Raw genomic sequence first — 16,453 nt, 5'->3', positions numbered from 1 at the left:
CCCCGTTCCGGTCGTGCCCCCGCGCAACGTGAAGATACGTCCGGATCAGGTCGTTGGGTATCGCGCCGATGCCCGTTCGCGCAAGCCGAGGACTCACCCGTGCACAGGTGAGTCCGGTTGGCCCTGGTTCGCCCGGAGCAGGACGGGGGCGGTGAGGTCCCCGAGGGCCAGGTGGGCGAGGACGACCTCGTACAGGTCGGTGCCGGCGGCCAGCAACTGGCGTTCCAGGACGGGTTCGGCACCCCGCACGTGTTCACGCACGGTCTGGGCGTGCACCCCCAGATCGTGGGCGGCGCGTTCGGCGTTGCCGCCGGCGGCGATCCAGGCGCGCAGGGTGCCGCGCAGGTCGCGGCCGTCCCGGACCAGACGGTCCAGCAGGCCGTGCGCCCAGGCCCGCAGCGCCGGACTCGCCAGCAGGTCGCCCAGGCGGACACCGGACGGCCGCGGCACCGTTCCGGGGAGGTCCTCCGCGAGGGCGGCCTGGGTGTTGAGGGCCAGGTGGGCGGTGGCGCGCACGGTGAGGTCGGAGAAGTCGGCGCCCAGCAGTGTCTCGACCCGGTCCATGCGGGCGCGCACGGTGTTGCGGCTGACGCCGAGCACCTTGGCCGCGCTGACGGCGGTGAACTCCAGGCCGAGGCGGGTGGTGGCGAGGAGTTCCGCGCGGGTGTGGTGGGGCAGGGTGTCGAGCGGCCGCAGCACGGCGGTGGACCAGGCATGCAGCGCGGCGGGGTCCATCAGCCGTTCCGGGTGGGTGCGTTCGGCGTAGACGGCGGCCTGGTCGGGGCGGAAGCGGGCGACGGCGAGGGCGCTGACGGCCTGGCCGTAGGCGGTGGCCGTCTGGGCCAGGTTCTGCCGGACGCTGCCGCCGAGGAAGGTGCCGGGGCGGCCGTCGACGAGGGAGCGCAGCCGCTGTGCCGTCACGGGTGCGGGGCTGAGCACGATGACGTGGCCGTCCACGGCGGGGCAGCGCACGACGAGCGCCTGGCCACGGGTCATGTCCAGGCAGTCCTCGGCCAGTTCGTCGCGTTCCGCCGGGTTTCCCTCGACGATGTACACGCAGGCGCTGTCGGTGTCGAGCAGGCCGGGCCACAGGCCGGCGGCGACGCGGCGGGCGGAGACCGTGTCCTCGACCATGAGGAGTTGCAGGATGGCGAGGCGCAGGTCGGCGGTGGCCCGCCGGAGCCGGTGCCCGGCGGCCGTCAGTTCCCGCTCGCGCAGCAGGAGTTCGATGACGCCGGCGGTGTGCGTGACGATCTCGGCCGCGCGCCGGTCGAAGGGGGTCGCGCGGGCCACGGCGAGCAGTCCGGCGGCGGCCGGACGGGGGTCGGGGGCGCGGACCGCGACCAGCCTCAGGTGCCGGTCACCGTCCTGGACGGCGGCTGCGGAGATCCGTCCGGCGACCACGTCGGTCACGAGGCCGTCGTCGAGGGGTATCCCGGTCCCGGCGAGCAGGGTGCCGTCGGAGGCCTGGAGGCAGACGGTCGCCTGCACCGTGTCGGCGAGCCAGCCGACGACCCGGCGCGGGTCGCGGGCACCGGGACGCAGGTGGTCGAGGAGCCGCGCGGCCCAGCCGTCGCCCTGGGGTGCCGGGTCCTGCGGGCCCTGGTCCGCTCGGCCTGCCATCTCGCTCTGCCCCTCGTCCCTCGCGTCAGCCTCGGTCCACGGACGTTACCCGATGGAACGAGGCCAGGTCCCGGGCGCCGGCCCGGCTCCGCCGGCGGCCCTCGGGGGAAGGGCCGCCGGCGGAAAAGCCTCACCCGGGGCCGGGGGGAGGGCCTCGGGGTGGCTGATCCTTCGGGTGCCCAGGAATCCACCGGGTATGCGCACCGAATTCCGGCCCGCGCGCATCCCGGTACCGACCGGGTAGGACCCAAGCAGGCCCGGCGAGATCCGCTGCGGTCCGGCAGCGCCCCGAAGGGGCGCGGGGAACTGCGCGACCAGCCACGACGGCGCCGCAGACGGCAGACGGCAGACGGCATATCGTGACACTTCCAGCGAAGCGCCTGGTGACCGTCGGCCAGGTGCCCGGCTCGCTCGGCCGGAAGTCGCCGTACGGCATAAGCTCGGTGGATGGCGAAGTACTTCGACGTGCACCCCGACAACCCGCAGCCGCGCAGCATCTCGCAGATCGCCGACGCGATCCGCTCGGGGTCGCTCATCGCATACCCGACCGACTCCTGCTATGCGCTGGGCTGCCAACTCGGCAGCCGGGACGGCATCGACCGGATCCGCACGATCCGGCGTCTGGACGACCGGCACCACTTCACGCTGATGTGCCGTGACTTCGCACAGCTCGGCCAGTTCGTGCGCGTGGACAACGACGTGTTCCGGGCCGTGAAGGCGTCGACGCCCGGCAGCTACACCTTCATTCTGCCCGCGACCCGCGAGGTGCCGCGCAAGCTGCTGCACCCGAAGAAGAAGACCGTCGGCGTCCGCATCCCCGACCACGTGGTCACCCAGGCACTGCTCGAAGAACTGGGTGAGCCGCTGCTGTCCAGCACCCTGCTGCTGCCGGACGAGGAGGAGCCGCTGACCCAGGGCTGGGAGATCAAGGACCGGCTGGACCACCAGGTGGACGCGGTCGTGGACTCCGGGGAGTGCGGCACCGAGCCGACCACGGTCATCGACTTCTCCGGCGGCGAGGCGGAGATCGTCCGCCGGGGCGCCGGCGACGCCTCGCGCTTCGAATGAACTCGGGCTCCCCCGTCCACGGCCCCGCGAACTCCGCGTGCCACGATGATCGGGACATGCCGCGCCGGGTGTCCCCACCCCGACGCCGACTCCACAGAGAGGCACTTGCGCCATGACCGCCGTACAGGGAACCGACGTCGACATCACCACCGAGGACGGTGTCGCCGACGCCTACCTGGCCCACCCCGCCGACGGACTCCCGCACCCGGGCGTGCTCCTGTACCAGGACGCCTTCGGGATCCGCCCGCACCTGAAGTCGATGGCGGACCGGCTCGCCGGCGCGGGCTACACGGTCCTGCTCCCCAACGTCTTCTACCGCAGCGGCCGCACGCCGGTCATCGACCTTCCCGACTTCATCGACCCGTCGGTGGACCCGACGATCTGGCAGCGGATCATGCCGATCATGATGTCGCTGACGCCCGAGCTCAGTGACCGGGACTCGGCCGCCTACCTGAACTGGCTGGCCGACAGTCCGCTGGTGGCCGACGAGCCGGTCGGGATCACCGGGTACTGCATGGGCGCCCGGCTGGCCATGCGGACCGCAGCCGCGTTCCCTGACCGGGTCGCGGCCGTGGGTGGTTTCCACGGCGGCCGGATGGTCACCGACGACGCGGACAGCCTGCACCTGCTCGCCGACCGGGTCACCGCGGAGCTGTACTTCGGCTTCGCGGACCAGGACCAGTCGATGACCGAGGACCAGATCCACACCTTCCAGGAGGCGCTCGACGCCGCCGGGGTCCGCAACACGTGCGAGATCTACCGGGGCGCCGCGCACGGTTACACGCAGGCCGACACACCGTCCTACTCCGCCGAGGCCGACGAGCGCCACTGGGCGGCGCTGCTCGACCTGCTGAAGCGCACGTACGGCTGAGGCGACCGCCTCCCCGGCCGGTGCCGGCACGCACTTCGCCGGCGCCGGGGGAGGCCCAGGCACGCGTGCTTCGTCGCGGCGGCCGACGTCCGGGCCGGCTCGTCGGGCTGGGTGACCACGTCGCCCCGGGTACCGAGCACCGCGATGCCGGAACGAGATGGGCCGGCGGTCGACACGCTCGCGCGGGGCGTCGGCGGAATCAGGTCCTCGTGAGGGGGGAGGGTGGCTCCAGCAGGTTCTGGACCTGTGTGCCGAGGCAGCGCCCGAGGGTCTGGTAGGCGTTGAACTGCTCGTGGTCGAACCACTGGTCGCTGGTGCTGTCGTGGGGGAAGACCGGGTGGGCCGCCGCGTAGGAGAGCAGGTCGTAGGGCAGATCCCCGGTCAGTGTGGCGCGGGCGACGATGAGCGTTCCTTGCCTCCCGCTCCATGTGGTCCCACCGCTGTCGTCCTTGATCCGCAGGTTTCTGGGGTAGGTGATCGTGCCGGTGACGACGGCTGTCCTGGACAGCCGGGCGTTGACGGCCGACAGGACGCTGGGGGGCGCGAGTGGTTCGCCGCTGCCGGGGACGAGTGCTCCAGGGTTGTCCAGCGTGATGGTGACGCCGAGTTCCTCCCATGCCAGGGCGATCGCTTCGGCGAGGGTCGTGGCGAACGGCGGCGTGTCCCCGCTGGCGTCGATGCAGATCGCCGTGCGGACACCCTGGCGCAGGAGTTCGACCAGACCGAGGTTCTCGTAGTGGCCGCCGTCGGTGACGAGCAGCAGCCGGTCGTCCATCGGGTAGCGGCCGAAGACCTCCCGCAGCAGATAGGGCAGTCGGCGGATCGCAGGCGGGCGGGGCAGCTGCCAGGGGGCGTCCGGCTCCCACTGCCGGGCCAGCACGGACGGGTTGGGCAGCCAGCTGCCGAGGCGGGCGTTGGAGAGGGCCAGGAAGGTCTGGAAGGCACGCGCCTGGGCTCCCATCGCGGAGGCGAAGGCGGCACCGGAGATGGCGACGGCGGACTGGACGGTCAGGTCCCGGGCGATGTGCCGCTTGGTCCGCTCCTCCAGACAGGCCGTGCAGGCGTAGCCGACGTCGGGGCTGCCGACGTAGTCGCGGGAGAAGGTGAAGGACACGGCCCGCCGGCCGGGCGGTGTGCGGCTCGCACCCGAGAGGTTGGCCGCGGCGGCGAAGATGACCTGGGGAAAGCCGTCACGTTCACCGCCGTAGGTGCTGAGCCTGGTGGCCTCGGTGTCGAAGTCGTACGGCACGGCGACCTGGACGCCCTTTCGTCCCGGCGCGTCGGCACGGCGGACGGCGAAGCAGGAGGCGAGCCGCCGGCGGTAGAAGGGGTGCAGGCTCATCCAGGTCTGGTCGAGGCTGGAGCCGAGGACGAGCAGGATCGCGGGGGCGGCCGCCTGGGCCCAGTTCGGCCAGGTCCATCCGGTGGCCGTCGACCAGCCCAGCAGCAGCAGGAAGCCGGCCGCCAGCAGGGCGAGGACCGCCCAGACCAGCAGGTACTGGGTGAAGCCGTTGGGGACGGCGCGGGACAGACCCGGTCTGCCGCGCAGCAGGTCCGTGATCTTGGACAGGCCGCTGCGCAGGGTCTGGCGCCGCCGCCAGAGCGTGGTGACCACTGCGGCGACGTAGGCGATGAGGACCGTCGCGCCGACTCCGGCCCCGATGCGTGGGCGGCTGGCCCTGAGCTGAAGCTGGAGCTGGACGGCGCCCCAGGCCAGCAGGGGCACGAGGAGGACGGTGGTGGCCAGCGCCAGGGCGAGCACGACCAGCAGGCGGAAGGCTCGGGCGGCGATACGGCCGGGCCCTCCGTCGCGCGACCAGGTCGTGGCGAACAGCCAGATCAGCCAGGCGAGAGCGGCGGCGGCGAACAGCGCCAGGACGGTCCACACGGCCGGTGGCCGGAAGGGCGGACGGGGTGGCGGCGTGCAATGGGGCGGGCAGAGGTGGGTACCGGGGGCCGCCAGGTGGTGCAGGTCGGTGACCGGGACGAGGTGGTAGCCCCAGCTCAGTGCCAGGCCCAGGATGGCCGTGGTGGCACCCAGCAGGAAGAGGGAGGCGAGCAGACCGCGCAGCAGCACGCCGAGCGCGACCAGCCACTCCCTCGTGCCGTCGGCCACGTATTTGGAGTGGCGGCGCAGATGGTCCTCCTCGACCGAGCCTGGCTCGAAGACGGTCGTCGCGGACGGACCGGCGGGCCTGCCCTGGTCGTCGCAGAGCGCCAGCTGCATGGCGCCGACCGTGTAGCCACCGCCGGACACGGACACCAGGTAGCCGGCCTTGTTCAGGGTGGTGCGCAGGGACTGGAGGGCGCCCAGTGTCACGCACGCGGAGCGGATGCCGCCGCCGGAGACGCAGATCCCGATGTCCGCGTTCTCCCGTCCGGGGGCCGTCGTTCTCTCGTAGCGCCAGTGCGAGGGGGTCTCCTGCGCCGCCGCGTACAGGTCCTTCTCGGGGGCGATGCCCGGCCACGTCGGGCCGTCCGGTCCGACGACGACCGGCCACGCCGGCACAGCCGCCGGAGCGCCGTCCGAGTGGTGCCTGTCGCAGCGGTGGCTGTCGCAGTGGCGCCCGTTGCGGGTGCTCCCGGGAGCCGGATCCGCCCGCGGTCGGCGCCGTGCCCATCGCCACATGCCCGGCAGGGCTTGGCGTCCGGCTCGGGACAGAGCGGTCAGCCACAGGTAGCAGGCCAGGATCGTCAGGAGGGCGATCAGCCACTTGAGCGCCGCCAGGCCGGCTGCCACGGCGAACCAGCCGTCCCCGGCCTGTGCCCGGGCGGCCCCCAAACCGTGCTTGATCAGCCAGTTCTCCGCGACACCGCACAGTCCGCCGACGCCCGTCACGATCATCGCCAGCACGGCGACGCGCCGTCCGCGCTTGCTGGGGAAGGCGAAGTAGCTCAGCCAGAAGACCGCCAGGAGGCTGATCGTGCAGCACACGACGAGGGCGTAGTACGTCGTCAGCGCATGCTGGCACGCCGGAAGACGCCCCGCACAGATGGCGAAGGCCCGATCGGCGGAGCCCGCCAGTTGCAGCCGGGCCAGCCCCCGGGGCGCACCGGCCAGGAAGTACCACAGGCCAAGGGCCGCCGGCAGGGGAGCACCAAGTGCCCAGAGGAACGCCTCGGTTGCGGTGAGCTGACGGCCTGTCTCCTGCGTCGAGCGCATACGCGCCGCTCCTTGAGGGTGGGTCGTGCCGTGCGATCACGGTGGCAGGGGCTCGGCGCCCCGTACGGCCGTGGTCTCGTGGTCAGGAAGACCCGTCCGGCCCAGGGTCGTCGCTCGCTTCCCCGTCGGCCTGGGACGCGTCGTCGAACTCGCGCATGCGACGGTGAACCGCCTCGCGCAGGCTCTCACCGAGGGTCCCGGTCGGCGCGCCGGTGCCGGGCCCGGCATCGGAGGTGAGCTGGTCGATCAGGTCCTGCAGTTCGTCCGCACGGTCCTTGCCGGACTTCTTGTCGCTGGCCATGACGCACCCTCCGTCTCAGACGGCCTGCTGGTGGCGGGGCTGCTGTTCATTGTCCTACTCGCTGTCTTCCCAGGTGCCCTCGACGACGGGCTGGGTCTGCAGTTCCTCGATGCGGCTGCTCCACCGGTCGGCCCGGGCGGCGGTGCTCTGCTTCACCGCCGCGGTCAGCGCGCGGGCGGCGGCGAAGCGGTCCGACTGCGGGCCACTGGCAGCGATACGCGCGATGGTCTGGGTGCGGGAGTCGATGGCCGAGCGCAGGCTGCCGGCCCGGGCGGTCAGGCGGCCCAGGTCACGCAGCTCGGGCTGGGGGGTGTCGAACCAGACCTGCTGGAACCAGTGGTCGCTGACCGGGTCGTGCCAGCTGAGGTAGCCGCCGGGCAGGATCTTGCGGGGGCCGTCCAGCTTGCCGGTGAAGCTGTAGCGCACCCCTGGGGCGGCGACGGGATCGTAGAAGTGCGGGGTGAAGAAGTCCGACATCAGCAGGCCGTTGATGGTGTACCCGTTCTCCGGGGCCTCCGAGGGGTCGGCGACCTCGACCAGGAACTCCACCACGCCCTGCTCCGGTTCGGGGGACTGCCCCGCGACGAGTCGGTTGCCGCTCGGGTCGCCGAGCATCTCAAGCATTTCGTGGCTGGCGGTCAGTGACCAGCTGTCGCTGTACTCGATCAGGGAGAGCGGCTGCCCGTTGTGATCGAGGTGGACGCCGGCGGCGCCGGGCTGCTGGATATCGTCCTTGACGATCATGGGCCAGTAGCCGGGTGGCACGTCATGGAGGGTGTCGAAGGCGTCGACGGTGGCGTGGATCTTCCAGAGGGGCGCGAAGTCCCGCAGCGCCTGTTTCTGCAGGGCGGCGGCCACCCGGGTGAGCTGCGAGGCAGTGATGTGCTGGGTCTGCGACACCAGGGCGAGGTTGTGGATGAGCATGCCGGACTCCTGTTCTTGCCGGGTCAACAGCCGGACAGGCGTTCGCCGGGTCGGCGGGCGGGGTTGTCTCGCTGGTCGAGGACGGACCGGCGTGTGCCGTCACCGGTCGACGCCAGCTAACAGGCAGCATGCCGCCATGACACCGCACAACTACTGTGAGTCATCAACGATCGCCCGTATGGAGCAGGAGCCCGGCGGACATCCCTTCGACCGCGACCCACGTGGGGTCCGAACCCTGCCGGCCCGACAGGCGGCCGGGGAGCCGGGACACGCCCCGCCATTGACATGAACCCGCCGCACCGACACGCTGAGAGCGCTCTCAGACTGGTACGGACCAATGTTCGTACGACGACCCCGACCCCACACGGAGGTGGAGAGTGCGCACAGGACTCGCACGCCGGGCGCTGCCCCTGACGGCCGCGGCGGCTCTGATCGGCGGGGTGCTCACCCTGGGCACCCCGAACCCGGCCGACGCGGCGGTACCGGACACGATCCCGCTGAAGATAAGCAACAACTCCGGCCGCGGCGACCAGGTGTACGTCTACGACCTCGGCACCCAGCTCAGCACGGGACTGCAGGGCTACGCCGACGCCGACGGCACCTTCCACACCTGGCCGGCCGGCGGCACCCCGCCCACCCCGGCGCCGGACGCCTCGATCACCGGCCCCGCGGCAGGTCAGTCGAAGACGATCCGGATCCCGAAGTTCTCCGGCCGGATCTACTTCTCCTACGGTCGGAAGCTCGACTTCAGACTGACCACCGGCGGTCTGGTGCAGCCCGCGGTGCAGAACCCGAGCGACCCCAACCGCGACATCCTCTTCAACTGGTCCGAGTACACGCTCAACGACTCGGGGCTGTGGATCAACAGCACCCAGGTGGACATGTTCTCGGTGCCGTACGCGGTCGGGGTGCAGCGCTCCGACGGCAGCACGGCGAGCACCGGGCACCTCAAGTCGGGTGGCTACAACGGGTTCTTCAGCGCCCTGCGCGGGCAGCCCGGAGGCTGGGCGAACCTGGTCCAGACCCGCTCCGACGGCACCGTGCTCCGCGCGCTCTCTCCGCTGTACGGGGTGGAGACGGGGGCGTTGCCGTCGACCGTCATGGACGACTACGTCAACCGGGTCTGGGCGAAGTACGCGACGTCGACCCTGACCGTCACGCCGTTCGCCGACCAGCCGAACACCAAGTACTACGGCCGGGTCTCGGGGAACGTCCTGAACTTCACCAACTCCTCGGGCACGGTGGTGACGAGTTTCCAGAAGCCGGACGCGGGCAGCATCTTCGGCTGCCACAACCTGCTGGACGCGCCCAACGACAACGTGCGCGGGCCGATCTCACGCACCCTGTGCGCGGGTTTCAACCGGTCGACGCTGCTGACCGGTTCGGACCAGCCGGACACCAACCCCGCTGACTTCTACCAGGACACGGTCACCAACCACTACGCCCGCAAGATCCACGCGCAGATGGCTGACGGCAAGGCGTACGCCTTCGCCTTCGACGACGTCGGCAACCAGGAGTCGCTGGTCAATGACGGCAGTCCGCAGCAGGCGTACCTGACGCTGGACCCGCTGAGCTGACACACGCGAGCGTCCCGCACCCGGTTCTCGGGTGCGGGACGCTCAACTGCCCTGCGTCAGCCGGTCGTGACGGCGGTGTCGTCGACGACGAAGCTGGTCTGGAGCGAGGAGTCCTCGACACCGCTGAACTTCAGGGTGACGGTCGAGCCCGCGAACGAGCCGAGGCTGAAGGACTTCTGCACGTACCCGGTGGCCGCGTTGAGGTTGGAGTAGGTGGCCAGGGTGGTCGAACCGGCGGTGACCGTCAGCTTGTCGTACTGGGTGCTGGTGGTGGTCTCGGCCGTGTCGATGTGCAGGTAGAAGGTGAAGGTGGTGCTGGTGCAGGCGGCCGGGATCGTCACCGACTGGGAGAGCGTGTCGGTGTGGGTCGATCCGTAGCCGTCCAGCCAGGCCTTGTACGAGCCCGCGTGGGCGGCCTCGCTGCTGGAGTTGGTGATGACGCCGCTGCTCGCGGTCCAGGTGGTGTTGCCCGACTCGAAGCCGGCGTTGCCGAGCAGCTGCGAGGAGGTGCAACTGCCGCCGCCTCCGCTGGAGCTGACCGTCCAGGTGAAGGACGCGGTGCCGGTGGCGCCGGTCGAGTCGGTCACCGTGACGGTCGTGCTGTAGGTCCCCGCCGTGGTCGGCGTACCCGTTATCGCGCCGGTCGAGCTGTTGATCGACAGGCCGGTGGGCAGTCCGGTCGCCGCGTAGGTCAGCGAGCCGCTGTTGGTACTGCTCGCCGAGATCTGCAGGCTCACCGCGGTGCCGACGGTCGAGGACTGGCTGCCCGGACTGGTGACCGTGACGCCCGATGTGGGCACGGTGATGTGGCTGCCGACGTTGATGCCGGCGAAAGCGTTGCCGACCCCCGCGTACTGGGTGGAGCTCGTGCCGTAGAGCGCCGCGGCCGCGTTCAGGGCGGCGGTGCGGGCGGCGGAGTAGTTGGTGCTGGACGTCATGTACGTCGTCAGCGCCTTGTACCAGATCTGCAGGGCCGCGGCCCGGCCGATGCCGGCGACGGCGACGCCGTCGGAGGTGGTGCTGTTGTACGTGACGCCGTTGATGGTCTTGCTGCCGCTGCCCTCGGACAGCAGGTAGAACATGTGGTTCGCCGGGCCCGAGGAGTAGTGCACGTCGAGGTTGCCGACCCCGGAGTACCAGCTGTCCGCCGACGAGCCGTCCTTGCTCGGCTTGTCCATGTAACGCAGCGGCGTGCCGTCGCCGTTGATGTCGATCTTCTCGCCGATGAGGTAGTCACCGACGTCGGAGGAGTTGTTGGCGTAGAACTCCACGCCGGTGCCGAAGATGTCGGAGGTCGCCTCGTTCAACCCGCCAGACTCGCCGGTGTAGTCGAGGCCGGCGGTGTTCGACGTGACGCCGTGGCTCATCTCGTGGCCCGCCACGTCGAGCGAGGTCAGGGCGTGGGTGCCGCCCGAGCCGTCGCCGTAGGTCATGCAGAAGCAGTCGTCGTCCCAGAAGGCGTTGACGTAGCTGCTGCTGTAGTGGACCCGGGAGTAGGCGGCGACACCGTCGTTCTTGATGCCGCTGCGCCCGAAGGTGTTCTTGTAGAAGTCCCAGGTCATCTGGGCGCCGTAGGCCGCGTCGGCGCCGGCGGTCTGGGTGTTGGAGCCGGATCCGGTGCCCCAGACGTCGTCGGTGTCGGTCATCAGGGTGCCGGTGCCCGACGTGGCGTTGTTGAGGTTGTACGTCTTGTGGCCGCCGCGCGTGGTGTCGTACAGCTGGTACGTCGAACCCGACAGCGTGGTGTTCAGCGTGACCGTGCCGCTGTACTGGGTGTTGCCGGTGCCCGTCTGGACGGCCTGGTAGCGGTAGAGCTCCTTGCCGGTGGTGGCGTCCGTGACGACGTGCAGCTTGCTGGGCGTGCCGTCGTCCTGGAAGCCGCCGATCACGGTCTCCCAGGCGAGCTTCGGGGTGCCGCCGCCGGCCCAGATCACCTTGCGGGCGCTGTCGGCGGTGGGCTTCTGCGCGTCGAGGGCCTTGGCGGCCTTGAGCGCCTTGGTCCGGGCGGCGGACTTGCTGTAGGCCGCGCTGACCGTGGGGACCATGATGGTGTGCTTGTTGTTGAAGGTCGTGCTCACGGTTCCGGCCGCGAGGGAGGCGGGCGGGGTGTGCACGATCAGGTCGCCGCCGAGGACCGGCAGACCGGCATAGGTACGCTCGTAACGGGTGTGCACGGTGCCGTCGTTGTCCTTGACGACGTCCTTGACGACCAGTTTCTCCTTGGCGCCGAGGCCGATGGTGCGAGCGGTGGCGGCGGTCTTCTGCTGGGCGCTCTTGAGCAGTGCGGAATGCTGGGCGGGGGTGAGCTTGGCCTCCAGGCCGCCGGTGCGCACGGGACTGGGGTGGGGGGTGGCGGGCTTGGCGTTCGCCGGGACCGACTGGATGCCGACGGCGAGGAAGGCCGCGGTGGAGACCAGGGCGGCCCCTACCGTGGCCCGTCTGTGGGGAAGACGTCTCACTCGTACTCCTCCTGCTGCGGCCGCCGGGTCGCGGCCGGTGACAGACCGGGCAGACGGGTGTGCTGTCCGGGACGAGCTGAGCTGTGCGGGAACCGGGATCCCGGGGCCGGGGTGAGTGGCCCGTGATCCGGGGACACGCCAGGGAGAAAGCGTGTGCTGAGCGAGGATTCCAGATTTGACCCGCACATGTCAGCGAGGTCGAGGTCAGTCAAGGGTTTTCCCTATGGGCGGGGGCCGGGGCGCACCGGCGCTCAGCGGACCGGCCGGCGCACCATGAACACGTCCACCGGATCCTCGCTCTCGGCCAGGAAGCCGTGCCGCTCGTACAGCCGCCGGGCCGCGCTGCCTCGCAGGACGTTCAGCCGGACGGCCACGCCGTCGCGGTCGCAGCGCTCCAGCAACTCGCGCAGCACGGCCGAGCCGATGCCGATGCCCTGCGCGTGCGGGGCCAGATAGAAGTGCTCCAGCCACCGGATGTCCCCGGCCGGCCGCAGCGCCACACAGCCGGCGAAGTCACCACCCACCTCGATCACCCAGGTGTGGGCCGCGCCGAACCCGTCCCGCAGCAGCTGCCGGACCCGTCGCCCGTCGTACCGCCCGAGCCGCTCCAGGTCGTCCCGCATCACCACGGCACGCAGTTCGGCCACCGCCTCCACGTCCGCGTCCGACGCCGGCCGCATCTTCCAGTCCGCCATGATCGCCACGCTATCCGCCGCGGCCGGCCGCCAAGGCACCGGGGCGGGGCGACCGGTCCGGCCGATGAACCGCCGACGGTCACCCGCCGGGAGGCCGGGCCGGTCGCGGCCGTGCGCCGCACCGGTCACCGTGGGTCATCAGCCCGAGCCGTATCATGCTGACCGATTTATCCTGGTTCAGCCGGAGTGCGGCGACCTCGCACCCGCGGACCGGCCGTCGGCAGCTCCCACCCCACGGAAGGGGCTCACCCATGCGGGTCTTCATCGTCGGCACAGGGAACATGGCGGGAGGTATCGCCACCCGGGCCCTGGCGGGTGGCCACACGGTCCGGCTGATCGGCACGGATCCCGCCAAGGCCACCACGCTCGCCGACGCGCTGAGCGAGCGGACGCCGGGGGCGGACGTGGCGCCGGCCGTGCCGGACGCGGTCGGATCGGCGGACGTCGTGGTGCTGGCCGTACCGTTCGACGCGGCCAAGCAGGTCGTGACCGAGTACGGGGACCAGCTCGCCGGGAAGACCGTCGTCGACATCTCCAACCCGGTGGACTTCTCGACCTTCGACTCGCTCACGGTGCCCGCGGACAGTTCCGCCGCCCAGCAGCTCGCCGAGGCGGCCGCGCCGGGCACACACATGGTGAAGGCCTTCAACACCACGTTCGCGGGTTCGCTGGTCGCGGGCGAGGTGGGCGGGCTGCCGCTGGACGTGTTCATCGCCGGCGACAACGCGGCGGCCCGCGACCAGGTGGCCGAACTGGCCGCATCCGGCGGCCTCAACCCGGTGGTCGTCGGCGGACTGCGCCACGCCCGGGAGCTGGAGGGCATCCAGCTGCTGCACATGGCCCTGCAGACGCGGCCCGAGGGGCACGGCTGGATGAGCGCCATCAAGATCGTCGCCCCCTGAGCCCCGCCCGCGGTGCCCGCGCGGCAGCTGAAGTCCCGGTGACCCTCCGGCGCACGCTCCCGGCGCGTGGTGTCTTCTCCTCCACAACCGGTTCGGTATCCCCACCCAGCCGGCCCCGGTCGCCACCGGCAGGCGGGGCACCCCCATCGCCCCGCGCCCGGTCCGCAGGACCCGTACGGCACCGCCGCGAATCCCCACGAGGGGTGACCGCTCCCGACCGAACCCCCATGCCGCAGCGATCCGTTGATCGTTGTACGGTTCCCGCGTGGCTCACTCCTCACGCGAATCCGCAGAAGGCGCCGGCTGGGGCAACGCCGAGCGGGGCGCCTACCGCCGGCTGATGCCGGACCACGTCCAAAAAGTGTTCTGGTTCAACCCGAGGACCATGTGGGCCGCCCGCAACGGGGTGCTGGCGTCCTGGTTCGGCGACCCGACGGGCCGTACCCGCAGCCGCTGGGTGGCACAGCAGGCAGCCGTCGGAGCCCCCGCCGACAAGGTGATCCGGCGGCCTGAGGCGGACCGGTTCTCCTTCATGGTGATCGGCGACACCGGCGAGGGCGACGACTCGCAGTACGCCGTCGTGCCCGGGTTCCTGAAGGCCGGTCAGGACACCGCCTTCGCGGTGATCACGAGCGACGTGATCTATCCGGTCGGGGCCACCGACGACTACGGCACCAAGTTCTTCCGTCCGTACCAGGACTATCCGGCGCCGATCTACGCGATACCCGGCAACCACGACTGGTACGAGGACCTCGGCGCCTTCATGCGGGTCTTCTGCGACGACGCCCCACTGCTTCCGGCCGAGCCGAGGCCGCGCCCGCTCACCCGCGCCTGGTGGCGCACCCTGCTCTGGCACCGCCCGCGTCCGGCCGACGAGCAACTTCTGGCCGAGGCGCGGAAGTTGCGGTCCGCCCAGGAGCAGACGGCCGTACAGCCGGGACCGTACTGGGCCATCGACGCCGGGCCGGTCCGGATCGTCGGCATCGACACCGGTCTGCTCGGCACCATCGACGCCGAACAGGGCGCCTGGCTGCGGGAGGTGTCCCGGGGACCGCGTCCGAAGATCCTCGTCACCGGCTCCCCGCTGTACGTGGACGGCGAGCACCACCCGTGTCCGATCGAGGGCGGCGGCACGGTCGACGACATCGTCCGCGACCCGGCCCACCACTACGTGGCGGCGATCGGCGGCGACATCCACAACTACCAGCGCTACCCCGTCGAGGTCGCCGGCCGCACCATCCAGTACGTGGTCGCGGGCGGCGGCGGTGCCTTCATGCACGCCACCCACACAATCCCCCCGGTGTCGATCGCGAACGTCACCGAGGACGACTTCCGCTGCTATCCGCTGCGCGGCGACTCCCTCGCCTTCTACAGCCGGCTGTACGGCCGACGGCTGCGGCTCCCCCGCCTGTTCACCCTCACCGAGGCGGAGGCGACGGCCGTGATCGCCGAGCGCCTCGGCATCAGGCCCGGCCGTACGCCCGCCCCGGACGTCCGGGTCTCTCGCCGCGCCCGCCTGGTCGCGACGCTGCTGGGCGCCGGCAGCCGCCCGGACCGCGGCCCGCGTTTCCGGCTGCCCGTGAAGAAGATCTACACCCAGCTGTTCTCCCCGGGCTCGGTCACCTACAGCCCGCCCTTCTTCAAGTGCTTCCTGCGCCTCGACGTCAGCCCGGAGGCGGTACGGCTGCGCTGCTTCGCCGCCACCGGGAACCGCCCGCAGGAACTCGATCCGCCGATCGAGGACGAGATCACCATCCCCCTCGTCTGATCACACTCCCGCAATGTTCGGGTGCCACAATCGGGGCAGAACTGACGTACGACCGCTGGAGGACCCGTGCCGTCCGCCCCCCGCCCGCTGCGCAGACTGGGCTTCCTCACCATCGGCCTGTTCGACGGCGCGGATCCGGGCCGGGGGCACGAGTCCACGCTGGAGATCATCGAGCTGGGCGAGCGGCTGGGCTTCGACAGCGCCTGGGTGCGCCACCGGCACCTGCAGTACGGCATCTCGTCGCCGGTCGCCGTCCTCGCGGCGGCCTCGCAGCGCACCAGCCGTATCGAACTCGGCACCGCGGTGATCCCGCTGGGCTGGGAGAACCCGCTGCGGCTCGCCGAGGACCTGGCCACCGTCGACCTCCTGTCCGGCGGCCGGCTCAACCCCGGTGTGAGCGTGGGCCCGCCGATGCACTACGAGCAGGTCAGGGAGGCCCTCTACCCGGACACGGCCGACGCCGAGGACTTCAGCTATGAGCGGGTGCGCCGGCTCCTGGACTTCGTCCGGGGCAACCCGGCCACCGACTTCAGCGGGGTGGAGGGCTTCGAGGTGTTCTCGGACGTCGTCCAGCCGCACTCCCCCGGTCTCGGCCGGCGGCTCTGGTACGGCGGCGGCAGCCTCGGCTCGGCCCGCTGGGCGGGCGAGCACGGCATGAACTTCCTGACCAGCAGCGTCGTACGGGCCGGTGACCCGGCTGACGGCCACGACTTCGCCGAGATCCAGCTCTCGCACATCCGCGAGTTCCGGGCCCATCACCCGGACGGCGAGGCGGCCCGGGTCTCCCAGGGCCTGGTCGTCATCCCCACCGACTCCGCCACACCCGAGCAGCGCGCCAAGTACGAGGCGTACGCGGCCAAGCGGCTGCCCCGCACCACGAGCCCGCAGGGCCCGGCGCGGTTGCTGTTCGCACCGGACCTCGTCGGCACCTCGGCGGAGATCGTCGAGCAACTGCACGCGCACGCCGGGTTCCGCGAGGTCGACGAGGTGGCGTTCGCGCTGCCGTTCACGTTCGAGCACGAGGACTACGTCCAGATCCTCACGGACATGGCGGCGCAGCTGGGCCCGGCGCTCGGCTGGCGGCCGGGGTCCGCCGCCTGAG

The 16,453-nt window shown here is 71.3% G+C and carries 12 protein-coding genes; 6 read left to right on the top strand and 6 right to left on the bottom strand.

From position 1 onward, the window contains the following. Positions 1–93: 93 nt before the first annotated feature. Positions 94–1,623 carry a helix-turn-helix domain-containing protein gene (locus OHB00_RS48525; RefSeq protein ID WP_406445124.1) on the bottom strand — a complete coding sequence of 510 codons (1,530 nt, stop codon included), beginning with the start codon at positions 1,621–1,623 and terminating at the stop codon, positions 94–96. A gap of 447 nt (positions 1,624–2,070) precedes the next feature. On the opposite strand from OHB00_RS48525, the gene OHB00_RS48520 reads away from it, so the two are divergent. After that, positions 2,071–2,691, top strand: coding sequence for an L-threonylcarbamoyladenylate synthase (locus OHB00_RS48520; protein WP_406445122.1), 621 nt, complete (start codon positions 2,071–2,073; stop codon positions 2,689–2,691). A gap of 112 nt (positions 2,692–2,803) precedes the next feature. Then, entirely contained in the window at positions 2,804–3,562 is a 759-nt protein-coding gene (locus OHB00_RS48515) for a dienelactone hydrolase family protein (RefSeq protein WP_406445120.1), read from the top strand. A 199-nt stretch (positions 3,563–3,761) separates the two neighbouring features. Here OHB00_RS48515 and OHB00_RS48510 read toward each other — a convergent pair whose 3' ends face one another. The 3 genes from OHB00_RS48510 to OHB00_RS48500 all read right to left on the bottom strand — a co-directional run bounded on the left by OHB00_RS48510 (position 3,762) and on the right by OHB00_RS48500 (position 7,950). Continuing rightward, positions 3,762–6,725, bottom strand: coding sequence for a hypothetical protein (locus OHB00_RS48510; RefSeq protein ID WP_406445118.1), 2,964 nt, complete (start codon positions 6,723–6,725; stop codon positions 3,762–3,764). Between the two features lie 82 nt (positions 6,726–6,807). Then, positions 6,808–7,026: a hypothetical protein gene (locus OHB00_RS48505; RefSeq protein ID WP_406445116.1), complete on the bottom strand. Its 219-nt coding sequence runs from the start codon at positions 7,024–7,026 to the stop codon at positions 6,808–6,810. Between the two features lie 54 nt (positions 7,027–7,080). Continuing rightward, on the bottom strand, positions 7,081–7,950 hold the full coding sequence (locus OHB00_RS48500; RefSeq protein WP_406445114.1) for a hypothetical protein: 870 nt from the start codon (positions 7,948–7,950) through the stop codon (positions 7,081–7,083). A gap of 377 nt (positions 7,951–8,327) precedes the next feature. Between OHB00_RS48500 and OHB00_RS48495 the strand changes: the two genes are divergently transcribed. Beyond that, positions 8,328–9,527: a glycoside hydrolase family 64 protein gene (locus OHB00_RS48495; protein WP_406445112.1), complete on the top strand. Its 1,200-nt coding sequence runs from the start codon at positions 8,328–8,330 to the stop codon at positions 9,525–9,527. A 56-nt stretch (positions 9,528–9,583) separates the two neighbouring features. Here OHB00_RS48495 and OHB00_RS48490 read toward each other — a convergent pair whose 3' ends face one another. Next, positions 9,584–11,986 carry a M4 family metallopeptidase gene (locus tag OHB00_RS48490; protein WP_406445110.1) on the bottom strand — a complete coding sequence of 801 codons (2,403 nt, stop codon included), beginning with the start codon at positions 11,984–11,986 and terminating at the stop codon, positions 9,584–9,586. A gap of 251 nt (positions 11,987–12,237) precedes the next feature. Continuing rightward, positions 12,238–12,681, bottom strand: coding sequence for a GNAT family N-acetyltransferase (locus OHB00_RS48485; protein WP_406445107.1), 444 nt, complete (start codon positions 12,679–12,681; stop codon positions 12,238–12,240). A 251-nt stretch (positions 12,682–12,932) separates the two neighbouring features. On the opposite strand from OHB00_RS48485, the gene OHB00_RS48480 reads away from it, so the two are divergent. The 3 genes from OHB00_RS48480 to OHB00_RS48470 all read left to right on the top strand — a co-directional run bounded on the left by OHB00_RS48480 (position 12,933) and on the right by OHB00_RS48470 (position 16,452). After that, a complete protein-coding gene (locus tag OHB00_RS48480; protein ID WP_406445105.1) occupies positions 12,933–13,583 on the top strand; it encodes an NADPH-dependent F420 reductase in 651 nt (216 codons plus the stop codon). A 265-nt stretch (positions 13,584–13,848) separates the two neighbouring features. Continuing rightward, entirely contained in the window at positions 13,849–15,351 is a 1,503-nt protein-coding gene (locus OHB00_RS48475) for a metallophosphoesterase family protein (protein ID WP_406445103.1), read from the top strand. Positions 15,352–15,417: 66 nt separating this feature from the next. Beyond that, complete coding sequence (locus tag OHB00_RS48470; RefSeq protein WP_406445101.1) at positions 15,418–16,452, top strand: LLM class flavin-dependent oxidoreductase; 1,035 nt, start codon at positions 15,418–15,420, stop codon at positions 16,450–16,452. Position 16,453 lies beyond the last annotated feature (1 nt).

Origin of the sequence: Streptomyces sp. NBC_00631 (assembly GCF_045206895.1) — a bacterium.
Classification (GTDB): domain Bacteria; phylum Actinomycetota; class Actinomycetes; order Streptomycetales; family Streptomycetaceae; genus Streptomyces.
Note: the sequence above shows the minus strand (reverse complement) of the source record. Positions and strands in the feature narration are given on the sequence as shown.